The organism is Antarcticirhabdus aurantiaca (genome assembly GCF_009765365.1).
In the GTDB taxonomy this organism is placed as follows: Bacteria; Pseudomonadota; Alphaproteobacteria; order Rhizobiales; family Rhizobiaceae; genus Antarcticirhabdus; species Antarcticirhabdus aurantiaca.
In genome coordinates this window covers 33,186-49,799 of record NZ_VTOM01000017.1, presented here as the reverse complement: position 1 = coordinate 49,799, position 16,614 = coordinate 33,186, and the positions used below count along the sequence as shown (strand labels likewise).

The window sequence follows — 16,614 nt, the reverse complement described above, 5'->3', positions numbered from 1 at the left end:
ACCCCTTGTCGCCCGCAGGACCCTCCGTCCGTTAACTGGTCGGAACGTCCTGCGAGTAAAGGGACAGTATTGGCCTCTTAGGGTTGCTCCGTTTCAGGCGCCCGTCACGCGCCACACCACGTTGCCGACGTCGTCGGCGACGAGCAGCGAGCCGTCGGGGCCGAGCGTCACGCCGACCGGGCGGCCGTAGGAGAACTTCTCGTCCTCGCCGAGGAAGCCCGACAGGATATCGCGCGGCGGCGCGCCGCTCGGCTTGCCGCTGGCGAAGGGTACGAAGATCACGCGGTAGCCCGACAGCTTCGAGCGGTTCCAGGAGCCGTGCTGGCCGATCACCATGCCGTCCTCGGAGAAGCCCGGCAGCGTGCCGCCCGGCATCCAGCAGAGGCCGAGCGAGGCCGTGTGGCCGCCGAGCGCGTAGTCCGGCCGGATGGCGCGGGCGACGAGGGCGGGATCCTGCGGCACGCGGTCGTCCACCGTCTGCCCCCAGTAGCAGAAGGGCCAGCCGTAGAAGCCGCCCTCCTGGACGGAGGTGAGATAGTCCGGCGGCGTCTCGTCGCCGAGGCCGTCGCGCTCATTGACGACGGTCCACAATGCGCCGGTGGTCGGCTCGAAGGCGAGGCCGACCGGGTTGCGCAGGCCGCTGGCGAAGGTGCGGTTCGTGCCGGTCGCGAGATCGATCTCGTCGATCAGCGCGCGGCCTTCCTCCGCTTCCATGCCGCTGTCGCCGATGTTGGTCAGCGAGCCGACGCCGACATAGAGCTTGGTGCCGTCCGGCGAGAGGAGGAGTGAGCGCGTCCAGTGGCCGCCCGGCTTGTAGGTCGAGACGCGGCGCGGCTGCGCCGAGATCTTCGTCTGGCCGACGGCGAAGGGGAAGGCGACGACGCCGTCGGTGTTGCCGACGAAGAGCTCGTCGCCGACGAGAGCCATGCCGAAGGGCTGATTGAGGTTTTCGACGAGCGCGTAGCGCGTCTCGGCCGTGCCGTCGCCGTCCCCGTCGCGCAGGAGCGTCACGCGGTTGGCGGAAACGCCCGCGGCGGCGGCGCGCTTCATGGTCGCGCTCATCGCGAGGTCGAAGGCGTTCTTGATGCCGCCGGGAACGCTCAGCGCTTCGGCCACCAGGACGTCGCCGTTCGGCAGGACGTGGATCCAGCGGGGGTGCTCCAGGCCGCGGGCGAAGGCGTTGACCTTGAGGCCGGGGGCAGCCACCGGCGCCTCGCCGGCGTGCCATCCGCGGGCGGTCGGCATCTTCAGCGTCGGGATCGCGCCTTGCGGCTTGGCGGGCGGGATGCTGGGCTGGGCGCCGACGGCCTGGGCAAGCTCGCCCTGGCGCCCGTGGCGCAGCCTCACCGCGGCGGCGCCGACCAGCGCCACGACCTCTCCGACGATGCCAGTGAAGCTCATCGCGTTTCCTCCGTTGTTTCAAGGTGCGGCGCCGAGGCCGCGCGAGCTGCAAGGATGCGGCGGTTCTCGCGCTTCCAGATATAGAGGCCGCTCAGGATCAGGATGGCGGTACCGATCAGTGTCGTTTCCCGCAAGGCGTCGCCGAACAGAAGGACGCTGAGGAGACCGGCGGCGATGACCTGGCTGTAGAGAAACGGCGACAGCAGCGAGGCGGGCGCGCTGGCGAAAGCCTTGACCAGGATGAAGTGCCCGAGCGAGCCGGCCCCGCCTGCCGCCGCCAGCAGCGCGAAGCCCGTCGCGGACGGCGTCTCCCAGCTCGGCAGCACCACCAGCGTCATCACCACCGCGCCCACCGCCGTCGTGTTGAACTGCGTGGCGGCTGCGTCCTCCGTTCCGGAGAGCCGCCGCGTCAGGAGGAGGTAGGTCGCGTTGAAGATCGCGGCGATCAGCACCAGGAACAGCGCGGGATGGATGTCCGAGAAGCCGGGTCTCAGGATCAGGAGCATGCCTCCGAAACCCGCCAGGACGGCGGCGATGCGGTGAATGCCGATCCGCTCGCTGAGAAAGGCGACGGAAAAGAGCGTGACGAGGATCGGGGTGAAGAACAGGACGGCCGTCGCGTCCGCCAGCGGCACAAAGGCCAGCGCCTCGTACATGCAGATGGTCGCGGCCAGGATCGCGAAGCCCCGCAGCACCTGGAGGACGGGTCGCCGTGGCTTCAGGAAGGATGTGCCGGAGGTCGTGGCGAGATAGCCGCTGACGAAGAGGGTCTGGAAGAAGTAGCGCCCCCAGACGACCTGGAGCACGGGAACGAGCCCGGTGAGATGCTTGCCCAGCGCGTCCATGCCGGCGAAGAGCACGCCGGCGAGGAGCGTCAGGACGATGCCGGGCGCGAGGTTCTGTCGTGAATCCACGGGAAATGTCGGCCGCTTGATGTCAGGCGTCGGGGGAGGGCGGAGGGAACGAGAGGCGGCGCGCTGCGCCCGCACCTCTTCCTTTCTCCTCTCCGCCCGGAATGTCAAACGATCTCAACGACCTCGGCTCAGCTTTCAGCCCAGGCGCGCCATGATCCTCCGGGTCTCCCGCTCGGCGCGCTGCAGCGCCTCGAAGGCCTCGAACTTGGCGCCGTGAAACGCGGTCATCGCCGCGCTCGGCCGCGTTTCCTCGCCGATCCGGCACATGGCGTCGGCCGCGGCCGACAGATCCGGATAAGCGCCGGCCGCGACCGATCCGACCATGGCGCTGCCCAGAAGCACCGGCTCGCGCGTTTGCGGAAGCGCGACCGCAAGGCCCGTCGCGTCGGACAAGATGCGGCGCAGGAGGGGCGAACGCGAGGCACCGCCCGAGGCGACGATGGCGCCGAGCCCGACGCCCTTCTCCCGCATCGCCTCGACGATCTGGCGCGTGCCGTAGGACAGGCCGCAGAGCCCAGCGACGAAGAGGCGGACGAGATGGTCGCCCCCCGCCTCCAGCGTCAGGCCGGCGAGCGCCGCCCGTGCCGCCGGATCGGCCTCGGGCGAGCGGTTGCCGAGGAATTCGGGCACGATGTGGATGTCGCGCGCGAGCCGTGCCGCCTCGTCCGCCGAGCCGGCCATCGCCACCGCGCGGGCTTCCAGATGGTCGAGGAGCGACAGGCCGCGCCGCTCGGCTTCCTCGCGCGCGGCGGTCGCCGCCGGGTGCAGCGACACGAGGTGATCGAGCGCCGCGCCATAGGCGGACTGGCCGCCCTCCAGCATCCAGGTTCCCGGCAGGAGCGCGCGGAAGTAGGGCCCCCAGACGCCGTCCACGAAGGCCGGCTCGCGCGTCACAGCCATGGCGCAGGACGAGGTGCCGAGGATCAGCGCCAGCTCGTTCGCTGGATCGGACGGCTCCCCGGCCAGCCGCCGGCTTCCGAGCGTTCCGACCGCGCCGGCATGGGCGTCGATCAGCGAGGCGCCGATGGGCGTGCCCGGCTCGAGGCCGAGCGCCTGCGCGGCTTCGCGCGTCAGGCCGCGGCCGAGCGGCGTGCCGATATCGACCACGTCCGCGCCGATGCGGGCGAAACCGTCGGCGGCGAGCTCGCCGAGGCTGATCTCGCGCAGGAACCCGGCGTCCCACCCGCCGGCATGGGCGAGATAGGTCCACTTGCAGGTGAGCGTGCAGACCGAGCGCTGGAGGCTGCCGGTGGCGCGCCAGGACAGGTAGTCGGCGAGGTCGAAGAAGTGGCCTGCCTTCGCGAAGACCGCCGGCCGGTTCTCCTTCAGCCACAGGAGCTTCGGGGTCTCCATCTCGGGCGAGACCGCGCCCCCCACGTAGCGCAGGACCGGATGGCCGGTGGCGTTGATGCGGCGGGCCTGGTCGATGGCGCGGTGATCCATCCAGACCACGACGTCGCGCTGCGGATCCTCGGACGGTCCGACGGGAAGCGAGCGGCCTTGCGCGTCGAGGACGACGAGCGAGCAGGTGGCGTCGAAGCCGACGCCCTTCACGTCCCGGCCCGCCACGCCGGCCAGCCGGAGCGCCTCGCGCACGCTGTCGCAGACCGCAGCCCAGATGTCGGCGGAGGACTGCTCGACGATCGAGCCGTCCTCGTGCCAGAGCCGGATGGGACGCCGCGCCGCGCCGAGAAGCGCCCCGCGCGCGTCGAAGAGGCCGGCGCGGGCACTGCCGGTGCCGACGTCGACCCCCAGAAAAAGACTGTCCATCCCCGCCCCTCCAAGGTCCTCGCTTCAAGGACCTAGAAGATTTGCGAGGGTCTGGAAATGGGGCGGGGTTCCCGCGACGCGGGCGGGCCGTGATGTCAGCGGATGGCGGCGCCCTTCTCGTCGAAGCGGTGGAGCCGGCCGGCCTCCGGAGTGAGCCCGACGCGCTCGCCGTGGTTCAGCCGGAACTCGCCGGGCGCGCGGGCGGTGAGGCTTTGCCCGTCGTCGAGCCGGATGTGGATGAAGGTGTCGGAGCCGAGGTGCTCGGACACGCCGGCCGTGCCGGTCAGCTCCCCGCCGGAGCGGTCGATCAGGAGGTGCTCGGGGCGGATGCCGACCGTCCGCGCGCCGTTGCGCTCGGCAAAGGGGCCGGTGACGAGGTTCATCTTCGGCGAGCCGATGAAGCCGGCGACGAAGAGGTTGTCGGGGTGCTCGTAGAGCTCGAGCGGCGAGCCGACCTGCTCGACGCGGCCGCGGTTCAGGACCACGATCTTGTCGGCCATGGTCATGGCCTCGACCTGGTCGTGGGTGACGTAGATCATCGTCGTCTTCAGCTGCTGATGCAGCTCGGAGATCTCCAGGCGCATGTTGACGCGCAGCGCCGCGTCGAGGTTGGAGAGCGGCTCGTCGAACAGGAAGCCGTTGGGCTCGCGCACGATGGCGCGCCCGATCGCCACGCGCTGGCGCTGGCCGCCGGAGAGCTCGCGCGGTTTCCTGTGCAGGTAGTCGGTGAGGTTCAGCGTCGCGGCCGCGCCTTGCACCTTCTTCTCGATCTGCGCCTTGTCCATGCCCGCCATCTTCAGGGGAAATGCGATGTTGGCGCCGACGCTCATGTGAGGATAGAGCGCGTAGGACTGGAACACCATGGCGAGACCCCGGCGCGCGGGCGGCGTTTCGGTGACGTCGCGCCCGTCGATCGAGATCGCACCGCCGGAGACGTCCTCCAGGCCCGCGATGAGGCGCAAAAGCGTGGACTTGCCGCAGCCGGACGGGCCGACGAAGACCACGAACTCGCCGTCGCGGATGTCGAGGTCGAGGCCGGGGATGATCACGACGTCGCCGAAGCGCTTCGACACGTTGCGGAGAGTGATGGCGCTCATCGGGGCGATCCTTGTCTGGCGTGCGTCGTCATTTCACCGCGCCGAAGGTGAGGCCGCGCACGAGCTGCTTCTGCGAGAACCAGCCGATGATGAGGATCGGCGCGATGGCGAGCGTCGAGGCGGCGGAGAGCTTGGCGTAGAAGTTGCCCTGCGGGGAGGAGAAGGAGGCGATGAAGGCCGACAGGGGCGCCGCGTTCGTGGTCGTCAGCAGGAGCGTCCAGAAGGCCTCGTTCCAGGCGAGGATGACGTTGAGGAGGATGGTCGAGGCGATGCCCGGCAGCGCCATGGGCGTGAGAACCTGCGTGATCTCCTTGACCAGCGAGGCGCCGTCCATGCGCGCGGCCTCCAGGATCTCGCCGGGGATCTCCTTGAAGTAGGTGTAGAGCATCCAGACGATGATCGGCAGGTTGATCAGGCACAGGATGACGATGAGGCCGATGCGCGAGTCGAGAAGGCCGAAGTTGCGGAACAGGATGGTGATCGGCACGAGCGCGCCGACCGCCGGCATCATCTTCGTCGACAGCATCCAGAGAAGGACGTCCTTCGTGCGCTTGGTCGGCGAGAAGGCCATGGCCCAGGCGGCGGGGATGGCGATCAGGAGCCCGAGCGCGGTCGATCCGAGCGACAGGTAGATCGAGTTCATCAGGAAGGAGAAGTAGTTCCGCTGTTCCTGGATCGCCGCGTAGTTCTCGGTGGTCCAGTCGAAGACGAGGAACTTCGGCGGGATGGCGATGGCGTCGAGCTCGGTCTTGAACGAGGTCAGCACCGTCCAGAGGATCGGGAAGAAGATCAGGAAGCCGACGGCCCAGGCGAGCACCGTCATGCCGATCTTGCGGGTGGGAGAGATGCCGCGGGCCATGCGTGTCAGGCCTCCAGGTTCTTGCCGACGAGGCGCACGAGGAAGATCGAGACGATGTTGGCGAGGATGACGGCGACGATGCCGCCCGCCGAGGCCGTGCCGACGTCGCCGTCGAGCTGGATCAGCGTCGCGATGAAGAAGGTGAGGTTGGAGGAGGACGTGCCGCCGCCGGTGGTGACGAAGATCTCGGCGTAGATCGACAGGATGAAGATGGTCTGGATCAGGATCACGACGGTGATCGCGCGCTTCATGTGCGGCAGCGTGATGTAGAAGAAGATCGACAGCGGCCCGGCTCCGTCCATCTCGGCCGCTTCCTTCTGGTCCTCGGACAGCGATTGCAGCGAGGTGAGGAGGATCAGCGTCGCGAAGGGCAGCCACTGCCAGGCGACGATGATGATGATGGACAGGAGCGGATAATTGTTCAGCCAGTCGACGGGTGGCAGGCCGAGGGCGGCGAGCACCTGGCTGATGACCCCGTAGACCGGGTTCATCATCATGTTCTTCCACACCAGCGCGGCGACCGTCGGCATGACGAAGAAGGGCGCGAGAACGAGGAGGCGCACGGCCGACTGGCCAAAGAAGGCCTGATCGAGGAGAAGCGCGATCAGCGTGCCGCCGACGACCGTGACGAACAGGACGCCGAGAACCAGGATCAGCGTGTTCTGGAAGGCGCTGAGGAAGCGTGGATCGGTGAGGAAGTAGGTGTAGTTCTCGAAGCCCACGAAGGGCGTGTCGATCCCGTAGAAGCTGTAGCGCAGCGTCGAGAACCAGAGCGTCAGCGCCAGCGGCACGATCATCCACACGAAGAGCGCGATGACCGCCGGAGCCATCATCGCGCGCGCCGCCGACTTCGTATGGAGTGTCGCCATGAAACGCATCCGGGAAGGGAGGGGAGGGGCGGGAGCCGCCGGAGCGGAGCCTAAAAGGCGCTTCCCCCTCGCCCGCCTGCGGGAAAGGGGGAAGGCGGTGGCGCCGCCGTCCTATCGGAGGCGGCGCCGGGCGGCCGAGGCCGGTCTTACTTGATGTAGCCCGCGCGGGTCATCTCGCGCGTCGCCTGGGCCTGCGCGGCGGCCAGCGCCTGATCGACGCTCTGCTGACCGGAGAGAGCGGCCGCCATCACCTGGCCGACGGCGGTGCCGAGACCCTGGAACTCGGGGATCGCGGCGAACTGCAGGCCGACATAGGGCTTGTTCTCGCCGGCCGAGGGGTCGGCCTTGTTGATCGCCGCGAGCGTCGCCTCGGCGAAGGGCGCGGCCTTCGTGTATTCCGGGTTCTCGTAGAGCGAGGTGCGGGTGCCCGGAGGCACGTTCGCCCAGCCTTCCTTGGAGGCCACGAGGTCCAGGTAGTCCTTCGAGGTCGCCCAGGCGATGAAGGTCTGCGCGGCTTCCTTCTTCTGCGAGGACTGCGGGATGGCGAGCGACCAGGCCCAGAGCCAGTTCGCCCCCTCGTTCGGGCAGTTGTCGATGCCGCAAGGGGCGGGCGCGAAGCCGACCTTGTCCGGCACCTGGCTCTGCTTGGGGTCGGTGACGAAGGAGGCCGCGACGGTGGCATCCATCCACATGCCGCACTTGCCCTGGCCGAACAGCGACAGGTTCTCGTTGAAGCCGTTGGAGGCGGCGCCCGGAGGACCGTACTTCGTCATCAGGTCGACGTAGAGGGTGACGGCCTGCTTCCAGCCGTCGCTCTCGAACTGCGGCTGCCAGGACGCGTCGAAGTAGTTCGCTCCGAACTCGCGCGCCATGTTGCCGAGGAAGGCCATGTTCTCGCCCCAGCCCGGCTTGCCGCGCAGGCAGATGCCGTACACGCCGGCATCCTTGTCGGTCATCTTCTCCGCGGCTTCCGAGATGAAGGTCCAGGTCGGCTTCTCGGGCATGGTCAGCCCGGCCTTCTCCAGAAGGTCGGTGCGGTAGAGCGTCATCACGCTCTCGGCGTAGAAGGGGGCGGCGAAGAGCTGGCCGTCCGTCGACAGGGCGTTGCGGATCGGCGGCAGAATGTCGTCGACGTCGTAGGCCTGCCCGAGATTGTCGAGCGGCGCCAGCCAGCCCTGCTTCGACCAGATCGGGACCTCGTAGGTGCCGATGGTCATGATGTCGAACTGGCCGCCATTCGTGGCGATGTCGGTGGTGACGCGCTGGCGAAGAACGTTCTCTTCCAGCGTCACCCAGTTCACGGTGATGTCCGGATGAGCCTTGGTGAACTCGTCCGTCAGACCCTGCATGCGGATCATGTCGCTGTTGTTGACCGTTCCGATCGTCAGAGTCGTCTGGGCGCCGGCCGATACGGTCAGGGCGAGCAGCGACGCCGCGCCCGCGATTAGGCGGTTGAGATACATGAGGCCTCCCGAAGGTCGATGAGCAAATGACCAAAGCCGGGGCAATTGTTCGGACGACTTGATCGGAGTGTCAACGAAAAAGCCGTGCGGCAGCGCAGCAATTCGGCTTCGCCGAGCCCTTCAATCCAGCACGCTGCTTAATCGGCGAGCAGCGCGATCGCGGTCGCCTCGTCGGTGATGACGCCGTTGACGAGCGTGCCGAGGGCGGCGTGCAGGCCCGCCTGCTTCGCCGGTCCCATGGCGACGGCGACCACCTCGCAGGTGGCGATGTCCGGCAGCGGCGCGCCGGCGACGCGGCGGTTGAAGGCGCAGTCGACGATGCGCCCCGCCGCGTCGAAGAGCCAGCCGCAGATCTCGCCGACGGCACCCGCCCGCCGGACGGCCTCGAGCTCGGCCTCGGAGATGAATCCGTCCGAGACGAGCGGCGCGCCGGTACCGAGCTGGCCGATGCCGACGAAGGCGACGTCGGCGCTCGCGGCAAGCGACAGGGTCGCGCGAATCATCTTCTGCTCGTGAAGGAAGGCCCGCTCCTCCGGCGAAGTCGCGACAACGGGCAGCGGCATCGGATAGTGCGGGGCGCCGACCCGGTCGGCCATGGAGAAGACGACGTTGTAGATCGAGGCCGCACCGTCGAGCCCGACATTGCCGGTGAGCGAGACGATGCGGTGCTGGCGGCACTGCATGGGCGGCAGGTGCTCGACGGCCGCCTTGAGGGTGCGCCCGGTGCCGATGGCGAGGATGATCGGGTCCGGCTGCGACAAGCGCCGCTCGAGGTCGGCCGCGCAGGCGTCGGCGATGCCGAGCGTCGTCGAGGCCGAGGCCGGGTCGCTCGGCGTCACCTCGGCGAAGCGCAGGCCGAATCGGTCCTTCAGCCGGGCGGCGAGGTCGAGGCAGGCGGCGATCGGATGGTCGATGCGCACCCGCACGAGGCCGGCCGAGGTGGAGAGCGATACGAGGCGCTGGACGCTCTGGCGCGACAGCCCGAGCGCCTGGGCGATCTCGTCCTGTGTCTTGCCGGCGACGTAGTAGAGCCAGCCGGCGCGCGCGGCCTCGTCGAGGCGGGAAGCTTCGTCGTCGCGGGTTCGTGCCATGGAAATGTCGTCCAGCCGTCAAGCCGGGGCGCTGAGGCCCTTCGCGACAGCTGGTTTAGAGGCAGGCGGCAAAAGCGCGCAAGGCTCTCGCGACGCGCCTCAGCGCTCCAGGAGCGCGACGGCCTCGACGTGATGCGACCAGAGGAACTGGTCGACCGGCGTGACGGACAGGACGCGGTAGCCGCCGGCCGTCAGGATCGCGAGGTCGCGGGCGAGCGTCGCCGGGTTGCAGGACACGGCCGCGACGCGCTTGACGCTCGACGCCGCCAGCTCGCGCGCCTGCGCTTCGGCGCCCGCGCGCGGCGGGTCGAAGACGAGCCCGTCGAAGGGCTTCAGGTCCTTGGGCTGCATCGGCCGGCGGAACAGGTCGCGCCGCTCCACCGTGACGGGCTTCAGCCGCGCGCCGCGCGCGCCGCGAACCGCCGCCTCCAGCGCGGCGAGCGCCGGCGCGTCGTTCTCGACGCCGTGGACGGCCGAGTTCGCGGCGAGCCGCAGCGCGAAGGTGCCGGCGCCGCAGAACAGGTCGGCGACGCGCTTGGCGCCGGCAAGGTGCGCCGCGACGAGATCGGCCATCGCTTCCTCGGCCGAGCGCACGGCCTGGAGAAAGGCGCCGGGCGGCGGGCGCACCGCGACCGCGCCGAAGCTGACGCTCGGTGGCCGCGACTCGGCCAGGACCTCGCCGTCGACGGTGATGCGGGCAAAATCCTCGGCGAGCGCCATGGAAACGACGCGGCGCCGGGCGTCCTCGGTGAGCTTGGCCGCGTCGGCCAGCGATACGTCCAGCCCGACCTGCGTGTCGATCACCGTGATCTTGAGCGGCGCCTTGCGCCCGATCGCCGTGGCGGCGATGCGCCGAAGCGCCGGGATGCGCCGCTCGATGGCGGGGGTTACGACCTTGCAGGTCTCGATGTCGACGACGCGGTGGGTTTCGGCCTCGAAGAAGCCGAAGGTCGGGCGCCCGTCCGGCCGCTTCTGCGCGGCGAAGACGGCGCGCCGGCGCGTCGCGGGGGCACAGGGGATCAGCGGCGCCACCTCGGCCTCGACGCCCTCGCGGGCGAGCGCGGATGCGACGAGGTCGCGCTTGAAGGCGCGGTAGGTCTCGGCGTCGGCGTGCTGGAGATCGCATCCGCCGCAAACGCCGAAATGCGGGCAGGGCGGCGCGACGCGGTGCGGCGAAGGCACGTCCACGGACAGGAGATGGAGGCGCGGGCCGTCGCCGCCCGCCGTCACCCGCTCGCCCGGCAGCGTGAAGGGCACGAAGCGCAGGCTCCCGTCGGCCCCGTGACCCACGCCGTCGCCCTTGGCGGCGAGCCGCTCGATCAGCAGCGCCCGCGCATCCCTGGAAATCGCGACGCTCATCGGTCCTTCCTGCCGCCCAGCACGTATTCGACATTGCCGTCGCCGCCGCGGATGGGGGAGGGGACGAGCCCGAGCGCACGCCAGCCGGGCAGGCCGTCGAGCCAATCGCGCAGCCGCTCGGCGACCGCCGGCGCGCTGTCGGGATCGCGCAGCATGCCGCCTTTGCCGACGGCCTCGCGCCCCGCCTCGAACTGCGGCTTGACGAGGAGGACGGCCTCGGCGCCGGGAAGCGCCATGTCGAGCGCCGGCGGCAGGGCAAGGGTCAGCGAGATGAAGGACACGTCGGCGACGACGAGGCTTGGAGCCTCGCCGCCGATGTCCTCGAGCGTCATGTCGCGGGCGTTCAGCCCGTCGATCTCGGTGACGCGACCGTCCGCCCGGATCGTGTCGTGCATCTGCCCCTGTCCGACGTCGACCGCGACGACGTGGGTCGCGCCGCGCTCGAGAAGCACCTGCGTGAAGCCGCCGGTGGACGCCCCGACGTCGAGGCAGAGCCTGCCCGCCGGGTCGATGGCGAAGGCGTCGAGGCCGGCGAGGAGCTTCAGCGCGGCGCGCGAGACGTAAGGGCTGGCGGGGTCGGAAACCTCGATTGCCGCGTCCGGCAGGACCATCATCGAGGCCTTGGAGGCCGTCTCGCCCTCCACGACGACGTGGCCGCGCTTCACGGCGTCTGCGGCGCGCGAGCGGCTTTCGGCGAGGCCCCGCTCGATCATCAGCGCGTCGAGGCGGACGCGATCCACGCGCGGCGGGCGGTGCGGCATGGTCTGGGGCATATCGGCGATCAGGCTTTCAAGGCTTGGCGGGCGGAGGCGCCGAGCGCCTTCATGGCCGCCTCCACGATACCGGCCTTGTCGAGGCCGGCCTTCGCGATCATCACGTCCGGGGCCGCGTGCTCCGCGAAGCGATCGGGCATCAGCACGGGGCGCACCTTCAAGCCTTCGTCGAGAAGGCCGTTCGCGGCGAGGTGGCCGAGCACATGATGCGCGAAGCCGCCGCTCGCCCCCTCCTCGACGAGGAGCAGCACCTCGTGCTCGCGGGCGAGGCGCGACACGAGGTCGGCATCGAGGGGCTTGGCGAAGCGCGCGTCGGCGACGGTGGTCGACAGGCCGAAGGTGTCGAGCTCCTCGGCCGCGGCGAGGCTGTCGGCGAGGCGCGTGCCGAAGGAGAGGATCGCGACCTTCGTGCCCTGCTTGACGATCCGCCCCTTGCCGATGTCGAGCACCGTGCCGCGGTCGGGCAGCTCGACGCCGACGCCGTTGCCGCGGGGGTAGCGGAAGGAGATCGGCCCCTCGTCATAGGCGACGGCGGTGGCCACCATGTGCCGCAGCTCCGCCTCGTCGCTCGGCGCCATCACGACCATGCCCGGCAGCGGCACGAGGAAGGAGGTGTCGAAGGACCCCGCATGGGTCGCGCCGTCGGCGCCGACGAAGCCGGCGCGGTCGATGGCGAAGCGCACGGGCAGGTGCTGGATCGCGACGTCGTGGACGATCTGGTCGTAGGCGCGCTGCAGGAAGGTCGAGTAGATCGCGACGAAGGGCTTGTAGCCCTCGGCGGCGAGACCCGCGGCGAAGGTCACGGCATGCTGCTCGGCGATGCCGACGTCGAAGGTGCGCTTGGGAAAGGCCTCGCCGAAGAGGTCGAGCCCGGTGCCGTTGGGCATGGCGGCGTTGATCGCGACGATTTTGTCGTCGCTCTCCGCCTCGCGGACGAGGGATTTGGCAAAGACGCTGGTGTAGCTCGGCGCCGTGTTCTTGGCCTTCGCCTGCGCGCCCGTGATGACGTCGAAGGTCGAGACGCCGTGATACTTGTCGGCCGAGTTTTCGGCCGGCGCGTAGCCCTTGCCCTTCTTGGTCACGACGTGGACGAGGATCGGGCCCTGCTTGGCGTCGCGGACGTTCTTGAGAACCGGCAGGAGGTGGTCGAGGTCGTGCCCGTCGATCGGCCCGACATAGTAGAAGCCGAGCTCCTCGAACATGGTCCCCCCGGTGAAGAAGCCGCGGGTGAACTCCTCGGTCTTCCGCGCGCCCTCGCGCATGAACTCGGGCAGGAGCTTCGACACGGTCTTCGCCCGGTCGCGAAGCGAGCGGTAGGCCTTGCCGGAGACGAGACGCGCCAGATAGGCGCTCATCGCGCCGGTCGGCGGGGCGATCGACATGTCGTTGTCGTTGAGGATGACGACGAGCCGGGCATCGAGCGCGCCGGCATTGTTCATCGCCTCGTAGGCCATGCCCGCCGACATCGCCCCGTCGCCGATCACGGCGACGACGTTGCGGGTGCCGCGATCGAGGTCGCGCGCCACCGCCATGCCGAGGCCGGCCGAGATCGAGGTCGAGGAATGGCCCGCGCCGAAGGGGTCGTATTCGCTTTCGGTGCGCTTGGCGAAGCCGGACAGCCCGTTCTCTTGGCGAACGGTGCGCATCGCCGCGCGGCGCCCGGTCAGGATCTTGTGCGGATAAGCCTGATGGCCGACATCCCAGATCAGCCGGTCCTCGGGCGTATCGAAGACGTAGTGCAGCGCCACCGTCAGCTCGACGACGCCGAGCCCCGCGCCGAGGTGCCCGCCCGTCGTCGACACCGCGTCGACGAGATCGGTGCGCAGCTCGTCGGCGATCTGGCGAAGGTCCTTCGGGGGAAAACGGCGCAGGTCGGCCGGCGACGAGATCTGGTCGAGCAGCGGCGTTTTCGACGGTTGGGACAAGAGAAGGAAACCTCCGAGGTGCGGGGGCTGGAAACAGACAATTCGTTGTTAGATCGGTTCGAAATCCGCTCGATCAAGGCGTGCGACGTTGCCGCGTCGGCGACTGCGCCGTCGCGGCCCGCGATCGGGCGCCGTCAGGCGGAGTCGAGCGGCTCGGTGCCGGTCGGCTTGCCGGCGCGGTTCAGCTTGATCTTCTCGACCTTGTCCTCGGCGGCCGTGAGCAGCCGGTCGCAATGGCTCTTCAGCTTCTCGCCGCGCTCGTAGATGCGGATCGAGCGGTCGAGCGGCACGTCGCCGCGCTCCAGCTGCGAGACGATTCGCTCCAGCTCGGCGAGCGCCTCCTCGAAGCTCATGCGCTTGACGTCGGAATCGTCCGGCGGAAGGACGGGCTCGTTGAGATCGGACATGGGACAACGCTTTCGAGGTTCAGCCGGTCATCAGCCGCTTGACGTGAGCGGCGACGGAGGAGCCGAGGCCCTGAAGGTCGTAGCCTCCTTCGAGAAGGCTCACAAGCCGCCCGCCCGCATGGCGCTCGGCGACGTCGAGGAGCTTGCCCGTCGCCCAGTCGAAGTCGGCCTCGGTCAGGCGAAGGCTCCCGAGCGGGTCCCGGTGATGGGCGTCGAAGCCGGCCGAGACGATCACGAGGTCCGGCTGAAAGGCGTGAAGGGCGGGCAGGATCCGCACCTCGAAGGCCTCGCGGAAGGTGTCGCTGCCGTCGCCGGCCGACAGGGGCGCGTTGACCATGGTGTCGTGCGTGCCGCGCTCGCTCGCGGCGCCCGTACCGGGATAGAGCGGCATCTGGTGGGTGGAGGCGTAGAGGACAGTCGCGTCGTCGAAGAAGATGTCCTGCGTGCCGTTGCCGTGATGGACGTCCCAATCGACGATGGCGACCCGCTCCAGCCCGTGCCGGACTTGCGCGTGCCGGGCCGCGATCGCCGCCTGGTTGAACAGGCAGAAGCCCATGGCCGTGCCGCGCTCGGCGTGGTGGCCGGGCGGGCGGGCGGCGACGAAGGCGTTGCGCGCGCTGCCGGAGACCACGTCGTCCACCGCCTGCACCGCGCCGCCGACGCCGTGGAGGGCCGCGGCGAAGCTCTTCGGGCTCATCAGCGTGTCGCCGTCGATGCGCGCCAAGCCTTCCACCGGCACCGCCTTGGCGAGCTTGCGGACGAAGTCTTCCGGATGGCAGCGATAGATCGCCTCGAGCGGCGCTTCGGGGCACTCGGCCCGGTCGAGGTTCTGGAAGGCCTCGTCCTCCAGCGCCGCCTCGACGGCCCGAATGCGGTCCGGCCGCTCGGGGTGGCCGGGGCCGGTCAGGTGCTCGGCAAAGATCGGATGGAAGAAGAGCCGGGTGTTGTTCACGGGGAAGAGCGTCCTCGCGCGTCGATGACCCGGCCTTGCCCGGAAGCGTCGGAGATAGTGCCGGGGCGGTTCCCGGCAATTCGCGTCAGCGGCCGGTCTGGCCGCGGTGGCGCAAGGCGTGGTCGGCGAGCGCGCAGGCGATCATCGCCTCGCCGATCGGCACCGCTCGGATGCCGACGCAGGGGTCGTGCCGCCCCTTGGTCATCACATCGACCTCCTGGCCGTTCGCGTCGATCGAGCGGCGGGGAGTGAGGATCGAGGAGGTCGGCTTGACCGCGAAGCGCGCGACGATCGGCTGGCCCGTCGAGATGCCGCCGAGAATGCCGCCGGCATGGTTCGACAGGAAGACGGGCTTGCCGTCCGGCCCGTTGCGGATCTCGTCGGCATTGTCCTCGCCCGACAGCTCGGCCGCGGCGAAGCCCTCGCCGATCTCGACGCCCTTGACCGCGTTGATCGACATCAGGTTCGCCGCGATGTCGGCGTCGAGCTTGCCGTAGAGGGGCGCGCCGAGGCCAGCGGGCACGTTCTCCGCGACGATCTCGATCACCGCACCGACCGAGGACCCGCTCTTGCGCACGCCGTCGAGGAGACCTTCCCAGCGCGCCGCGGCCTCTCGGTCCGGGCAGAAGAACGGATTGTTCGAAACTTCGTCCCAGTCCCAGTTCGCCCGGTCGATGCGGTCGGCGCCGATCTGGACGAGCGCGCCGCGGATGGTGACGCCCGGCACGACGAGCCGCGCCAGCGCCCCCGCCGCCACGCGGCAGGCCGTTTCGCGCGCGGAGGAGCGCCCGCCGCCGCGATGGTCGCGCAGGCCGTACTTCATGTCGTAGGCGATGTCGGCGTGGCCCGGCCGGTAGGACTGCGCGATGTTGGCGTAGTCCTTGGAGCGCTGGTCGACGTTCTGGATCTCCAGCGCGATCGGCGTTCCCGTCGAGATCAGCTCGCCGAGGTTCGGTCCTTCCACCACGCCGGAGAGCACCTTCACCTCGTCCGGCTCGCGGCGCTGCGTCGTGAAGCGCGACTGGCCCGGACGGCGCTTGTCGAGGAGGTCCTGGATGTCGCCCTGCGTGAAGGAAAGGCCGGGCGGCAGGCCGTCCACCACGCAACCGATCGCCGGCCCATGGCTTTCCCCCCAGGTGGTGACCCGAAACAGATGGCCGAAGCTGTTGTGTGACATGGGGCGACCACCGGCGTGAAAATCGAGAAGCGAGGCCGCCGCGTTTACGGCAGCTTCACCATGAGCGTCAAATAGATAGAAAGGTCGTTGTCGCGCCGCGCTGAGGTACGACATTTGACACAATCGAGAACGAAATTTTGCCGGCAAGCGGTTCCGAAGCGGACGGAACCGGCTGCGCCGCGCCGCGCGCTCCGGGGGACGGGACGCGGAGCGCGGGACGAGGCAAGCCATGAAAAAACGAGGGTAGCAGTCACCATGACCAGAAAGATCATCGCCTTCTTCGCGTGCTCCTTCCTGTCTGTCTCGATGAACATCCCCGCCAAGGCGGAGGAAGCGAGCGGCACGGTGTCGGAGATCGACGAGGAGCGCTCGCTCCTGGTCCTCGACGACGGATCGACCTTCGAGCTGCCGCACGCCTTCGACTACGAGGCGGTGAAGCCGGGCATGCAGGTGCTGGTCCTGCTCGATCCGACGACGCCCGTGGTGCCGGCGCTGCGTCTCGTCGGCTGACAGCGGCCGACCCTTCGGATGGCGCGCCGGCGAGACCCTCGGCCGGT

At 69.5% G+C, this 16,614-nt stretch carries 15 protein-coding genes; 1 reads left to right on the top strand and 14 read right to left on the bottom strand.

Going from position 1 to position 16,614, the window contains the following annotated elements:
• Positions 1-93: 93 nt before the first annotated feature.
• The 14 genes from FZN60_RS19130 to aroC form a co-directional block, all read right to left on the bottom strand.
• On the bottom strand, positions 94-1,401 hold the full coding sequence (locus FZN60_RS19130) for a PQQ-dependent sugar dehydrogenase (RefSeq protein ID WP_158875108.1): 1,308 nt from the start codon (positions 1,399-1,401) through the stop codon (positions 94-96).
• Positions 1,398-2,315 carry a DMT family transporter gene (locus tag FZN60_RS19125; RefSeq protein ID WP_158875107.1) on the bottom strand — a complete coding sequence of 306 codons (918 nt, stop codon included), beginning with the start codon at positions 2,313-2,315 and terminating at the stop codon, positions 1,398-1,400. The genes FZN60_RS19130 and FZN60_RS19125 overlap by 4 nt, the downstream gene beginning before the upstream one ends.
• A 135-nt stretch (positions 2,316-2,450) precedes the next feature.
• Positions 2,451-4,085, bottom strand: a complete 1,635-nt coding sequence (locus FZN60_RS19120; RefSeq protein ID WP_158875106.1) for an FGGY-family carbohydrate kinase — start codon at positions 4,083-4,085, stop codon at positions 2,451-2,453.
• Between the two features lie 95 nt (positions 4,086-4,180).
• Positions 4,181-5,182, bottom strand: coding sequence for an ABC transporter ATP-binding protein (locus tag FZN60_RS19115; protein ID WP_158875105.1), 1,002 nt, complete (start codon positions 5,180-5,182; stop codon positions 4,181-4,183).
• Between the two features lie 28 nt (positions 5,183-5,210).
• Positions 5,211-6,041, bottom strand: a complete 831-nt coding sequence (locus tag FZN60_RS19110) for a carbohydrate ABC transporter permease (RefSeq protein ID WP_158875104.1) — start codon at positions 6,039-6,041, stop codon at positions 5,211-5,213.
• A gap of 5 nt (positions 6,042-6,046) precedes the next feature.
• The gene (locus FZN60_RS19105) at positions 6,047-6,910 is read right to left on the bottom strand and encodes a carbohydrate ABC transporter permease (protein ID WP_158875103.1); all 864 of its coding nucleotides are present in this window, start codon (positions 6,908-6,910) and stop codon (positions 6,047-6,049) included.
• Between the two features lie 146 nt (positions 6,911-7,056).
• Positions 7,057-8,373 carry an ABC transporter substrate-binding protein gene (locus tag FZN60_RS19100; RefSeq protein ID WP_158875102.1) on the bottom strand — a complete coding sequence of 439 codons (1,317 nt, stop codon included), beginning with the start codon at positions 8,371-8,373 and terminating at the stop codon, positions 7,057-7,059.
• 137 nt (positions 8,374-8,510) lie between these two features.
• Positions 8,511-9,464 carry a sugar-binding transcriptional regulator gene (locus tag FZN60_RS19095; protein ID WP_158875101.1) on the bottom strand — a complete coding sequence of 318 codons (954 nt, stop codon included), beginning with the start codon at positions 9,462-9,464 and terminating at the stop codon, positions 8,511-8,513.
• A gap of 99 nt (positions 9,465-9,563) precedes the next feature.
• On the bottom strand, positions 9,564-10,823 hold the full coding sequence (locus FZN60_RS19090; protein ID WP_158875100.1) for a class I SAM-dependent RNA methyltransferase: 1,260 nt from the start codon (positions 10,821-10,823) through the stop codon (positions 9,564-9,566).
• Complete coding sequence (locus FZN60_RS19085; protein ID WP_246726973.1) at positions 10,820-11,596, bottom strand: TlyA family RNA methyltransferase; 777 nt, start codon at positions 11,594-11,596, stop codon at positions 10,820-10,822. Before FZN60_RS19085 ends, FZN60_RS19090 begins: the two co-directional genes overlap by 4 nt.
• Before the next feature lie 8 nt (positions 11,597-11,604).
• A complete protein-coding gene (gene dxs / locus FZN60_RS19080; protein WP_158875099.1) occupies positions 11,605-13,521 on the bottom strand; it encodes a 1-deoxy-D-xylulose-5-phosphate synthase in 1,917 nt (638 codons plus the stop codon).
• 134 nt (positions 13,522-13,655) lie between these two features.
• Positions 13,656-13,928 carry an exodeoxyribonuclease VII small subunit gene (locus FZN60_RS19075; RefSeq protein WP_158875098.1) on the bottom strand — a complete coding sequence of 91 codons (273 nt, stop codon included), beginning with the start codon at positions 13,926-13,928 and terminating at the stop codon, positions 13,656-13,658.
• Between the two features lie 19 nt (positions 13,929-13,947).
• Positions 13,948-14,880, bottom strand: coding sequence for a histone deacetylase family protein (locus FZN60_RS19070; protein WP_158875097.1), 933 nt, complete (start codon positions 14,878-14,880; stop codon positions 13,948-13,950).
• A gap of 85 nt (positions 14,881-14,965) precedes the next feature.
• Complete coding sequence (gene aroC, locus FZN60_RS19065) at positions 14,966-16,057, bottom strand: chorismate synthase (RefSeq protein ID WP_158875096.1); 1,092 nt, start codon at positions 16,055-16,057, stop codon at positions 14,966-14,968.
• 255 nt (positions 16,058-16,312) lie between these two features.
• Between aroC and FZN60_RS19060 the strand changes: the two genes are divergently transcribed.
• Positions 16,313-16,567, top strand: coding sequence for a DUF1344 domain-containing protein (locus FZN60_RS19060; RefSeq protein WP_158875095.1), 255 nt, complete (start codon positions 16,313-16,315; stop codon positions 16,565-16,567).
• Positions 16,568-16,614: the final 47 nt, after the last annotated feature.

Coding starts and splice junctions, on each gene's coding strand:
- FZN60_RS19130 (WP_158875108.1), bottom strand. CDS start 1,401: ATGAGCTTCACTGGCATCGTCGGAGAGGTCGTGGCGCTGGTCGGCGCC.
- FZN60_RS19120 (WP_158875106.1), bottom strand. CDS start 4,085: ATGGACAGTCTTTTTCTGGGGGTCGACGTCGGCACCGGCAGTGCCCGC.
- FZN60_RS19115 (WP_158875105.1), bottom strand. CDS start 5,182: ATGAGCGCCATCACTCTCCGCAACGTGTCGAAGCGCTTCGGCGACGTC.
- FZN60_RS19110 (WP_158875104.1), bottom strand. CDS start 6,041: ATGGCCCGCGGCATCTCTCCCACCCGCAAGATCGGCATGACGGTGCTC.
- FZN60_RS19105 (WP_158875103.1), bottom strand. CDS start 6,910: ATGGCGACACTCCATACGAAGTCGGCGGCGCGCGCGATGATGGCTCCG.
- FZN60_RS19100 (WP_158875102.1), bottom strand. CDS start 8,373: ATGTATCTCAACCGCCTAATCGCGGGCGCGGCGTCGCTGCTCGCCCTG.
- FZN60_RS19095 (WP_158875101.1), bottom strand. CDS start 9,464: ATGGCACGAACCCGCGACGACGAAGCTTCCCGCCTCGACGAGGCCGCG.
- FZN60_RS19090 (WP_158875100.1), bottom strand. CDS start 10,823: ATGAGCGTCGCGATTTCCAGGGATGCGCGGGCGCTGCTGATCGAGCGG.
- FZN60_RS19085 (WP_246726973.1), bottom strand. CDS start 11,596: ATGCCCCAGACCATGCCGCACCGCCCGCCGCGCGTGGATCGCGTCCGC.
- FZN60_RS19075 (WP_158875098.1), bottom strand. CDS start 13,928: ATGTCCGATCTCAACGAGCCCGTCCTTCCGCCGGACGATTCCGACGTC.
- aroC (WP_158875096.1), bottom strand. CDS start 16,057: ATGTCACACAACAGCTTCGGCCATCTGTTTCGGGTCACCACCTGGGGG.
- FZN60_RS19060 (WP_158875095.1), top strand. CDS start 16,313: ATGACCAGAAAGATCATCGCCTTCTTCGCGTGCTCCTTCCTGTCTGTC.